The following is a 3,017-nucleotide window of genomic DNA, read 5'->3' as shown; positions in this document are numbered from 1 at the left end:
TTGGGAGACTGAAGCCAGTACCGGAGGAGTTCTCTCAGTTCCTCCGATCCACGCTGCTTTGGTTAAACGGTTAGGGCATGATACGTCACCATCAACCACATACCGTATGTTGGCTCGTCATGGGTGGAGGAAAGTACAACCGGATACCAAGCATCCGAAAAGCGATCAGGCTGCTCAAGAGGAGTTTAAGAAAAACTCCCCGCGATGGTGGCAACCGCCTGTTTGAAAAATAAGGTGAACCTGCCTGTCCGTTTAATGTTTCAAGATGAAGCCCGGTTTGGACGGATGAGTGATCCTCGCGCCTGTTGGGCGCCGGCACCGATCAGGCCAATGGTAAAAATGGCGCTGGTACGAGAGTTCAGGTATGAATACGCTGCGGTAAGCCCGTGGGATGGAGCCCTTGATTATATGACATTGGAGAAGATGAACACCGAGAACATGAGTCGTTTTCTGAATCAAGTCCACCAGAATCATCCGGAAGATTTCATGATCATGGTACTGGATGGCGCATCATCGCATAGAGGCAAGGAACTCATCGTTCCTGAGAATATCTCGCTTGTGTTCATGCCACCCTATTCACCCGAATTGAATCCGGCAGAACAGATATGGAATCGTCTCCGCAAGAATTACTTCGCCAACAAGGTCTTTCATTCGCTCGATGCCGTCACCCAACAAGCAGAACAAGGACTATTCGAGATGGCATCCGACAAAAATGCCGTTATGAGCTTAACCTACTGGCCATGGATCAAAAGTATCGACTTGACTGCAAACTAGAATAAGCTTTACCTTCATGTGCCAATTGTATCACCTGCGGTGTTACGGCATTCACCCATGGGCTCACGCCCATGGTCCTCTGCCGAATTTTGATGGCAGTGTGAAGGCCAACGGAAGACAAAAGATTGAAACAATTATATAGCGCAGGGATCAATGGTACAATAGGCCTTGGCTTCACTTAATCCGGGGATTGGCTGAAACGGTGGCTCCCCACAAGGGGGTAGGATAAATGGTTGGGGATGAAATATTTGGGCGGATTGTTTGCCAGGCTCAACAGACACGGGATTTGACACGTCATCCAATGGACTAACGTTCAGTCCTTTGGCCGCGACTGTTTACAGAAGCTGTGACCTGCCAACGACTTGACTCCGACCGACCGAACAGAGTTGATGATAAACGCCGGCCGTGCTTCTTTCACAGCTCTTCTATCTCAAGCACCCTGTCAACCCGAAAGGTCCTTTCTTCATTGCGTTTCATGCAGAATGCGCGCAAACCAAGGTACTTCTTGCCCTGATACTCCATTTCCCCGACTGTTTCCGGCCTGATGACCCTTCTCGTTTTCTCGTCGCTGGGTTTAAGGTATGTTATCCGTAGGGTCGCTCTATTCTTGATTGCTCTCCTGATTACTTCAACCTTATCAGTAACCGGGCAGGTTTGTTCCGCTTTTTTATACTGATACTTCGTTAGGAAATCGGCTACTTTGTAGTCCGTCCAGATGTGTTTCTTCAGGATGGGCTTCTTCAGAACAATACCGTCAAGTGTGGTGCAGCGGCTCAACGCCACGTAAACCTGCCCGTAGGCAAACGTCCCTCTGCCGATATCGACGATCACCTTATCCAGGGTTTTCCCCTGGCTCTTGTGGATGGTCACTGCCCAGGCCAACATCAGCGGGTACTGTTTAAATCTGCCGACGACTTCCGACTGCAGTCGTCCTTCTTCGGCAAAGAACTTGAATATCTCCCAGGTATAGGGTGTAATCTCCACAGTCTTGTCATCAGCCAGTTCGGCAACGATGGCACTCTCGTTCTTGCTATTGTGGGTGATGCCCGTGATTTTCCCGATGCTGCCGTTGACCCAGCGACCGGTGGCATCATTGTTTACCATCATGATTTGCGCCCCTGCCTTAACCTGAAGGTCAATTGCTGCGGGCAGATATTCCTTGCCAAACTGCCCCTGGATATTTGCAGGGAAGACATACGAGCGCTCGTCCAGTTTGGCAAGCTGTTGACCATTGATCTGATCGGCAAGCTGATTTGTTGTGGTCAGGTAAACGTAAAAGTCGCTCGGAAGCGGTTCGAATTGGGGCATGTATCTCTGGTTGAGAATCTGTAATCCTTGTTCGCCAATGGAATTATTGCGGATGGAGTTGAGCAGAGCAACAAACTGTTCGTCATGCTGCCGGTAAACCTTCTCCAGCTCTATGAACTCCATTTCGAAGGAGGCAAAGACCTTCGCGCCATAAAAGTACGGAGTCTGATAGAGTGAGCTAAAAACTGCTTTCTCTGTGCTCGTGACCACGGGTGATAGCTGGTACAGGTCGCCGAAAAAGATCATTTGAATGCCGCCGAAAGGCTTGCCCCGACTTGGCCCGTTCAGCTGGAGGAACTTGTCCACGCAGTCAAGTAAATCGGCTCTTACCATCGATATCTCATCGATAACAATAGCATCCAGCTTTTCATAAATACTGCCCTCATCATCCTTGGAGCGGACTCTTTTCACGCGTTCGGGGGTGATGGTGGGCTTGAAGCGGAAAAAGGAATGGATAGTCTGCCCGTTAACATTAAGCGCAGCCACACCCGTGGGGGCCAATACCACCACCTTCTTCTTGGTGATGCCGCGGAAGTAGTTGAGTAATGTTGATTTGCCCGTGCCTGCCCGGCCGGTAACGAAGATGCTGCTGTGGGTACCTTCCATGATATCGAGGGCGTGCTGAAACTGTTCGTTGATTTCAACCGTTGGTGATGGTGTATGCTTCGTATTCATCGGAGGCTGTCTGTTCTGGACAGATGACGCTTTCCTGGTCATCACCGACTCGTGCCTGAATGCTCTTCCCCGGGGTTTCCACACAGCGGTGCGACAATAATGTAAGTCTACATTTGTGGTTGCCCCGGGTCAAAGTCTTTTCTAATCCAAAAATGAGCCTGAAAGGGTCATAATAATCGTTTCTTTCTTTTTGCTACTTTTTCTTTCTTTGTGAACAGTGTGGACATGTGGATAACCCCATAAGCCTCAGATTCTGCCAA

3 protein-coding genes are annotated in these 3,017 nt (G+C 49.6%); 2 read left to right on the top strand and 1 reads right to left on the bottom strand.

The genetic code is table 11. From position 1 onward, the window contains the following. Together PHV74_15870 and PHV74_15865 are read left to right on the top strand one after the other, a co-directional pair. The coding region (locus tag PHV74_15870; GenBank protein ID MDD5095829.1) for a winged helix-turn-helix domain-containing protein at nucleotides 1–226 on the top strand (226 nt) is incomplete at its 5' end. Then, entirely contained in the window at nucleotides 205–774 is a 570-nt protein-coding gene (locus PHV74_15865; GenBank protein ID MDD5095828.1) for an IS630 family transposase, read from the top strand. The genes PHV74_15870 and PHV74_15865, both read left to right, overlap by 22 nt. A gap of 414 nt (nucleotides 775–1,188) precedes the next feature. Here the strand turns inward: PHV74_15865 and PHV74_15860 are convergent, their stop codons facing one another. Further along, complete coding sequence (locus PHV74_15860) at nucleotides 1,189–2,757, bottom strand: AAA family ATPase (GenBank protein MDD5095827.1); 1,569 nt, start codon at nucleotides 2,755–2,757, stop codon at nucleotides 1,189–1,191. Between the last annotated feature and the right edge of the window lie 260 nt (nucleotides 2,758–3,017).

The sequence above is a fragment of the Dehalococcoidia bacterium genome (assembly GCA_028711995.1).
Classification (GTDB): Bacteria; Chloroflexota; Dehalococcoidia; order SZUA-161; family SpSt-899; genus JAQTRE01.
The sequence above is the reverse complement of the archived record's forward strand: the minus strand, read 5'-3'. Positions and strand labels throughout refer to the sequence as shown.

Excerpts from the sequence above, each read along its gene's own strand:
- PHV74_15860 (MDD5095827.1), bottom strand. The coding sequence starts at position 2,757 with ATGAATACGAAGCATACACCATCACCAACGGTTGAAATCAACGAACAG.
- PHV74_15865 (MDD5095828.1), top strand. The coding sequence starts at position 205 with ATGGTGGCAACCGCCTGTTTGAAAAATAAGGTGAACCTGCCTGTCCGT.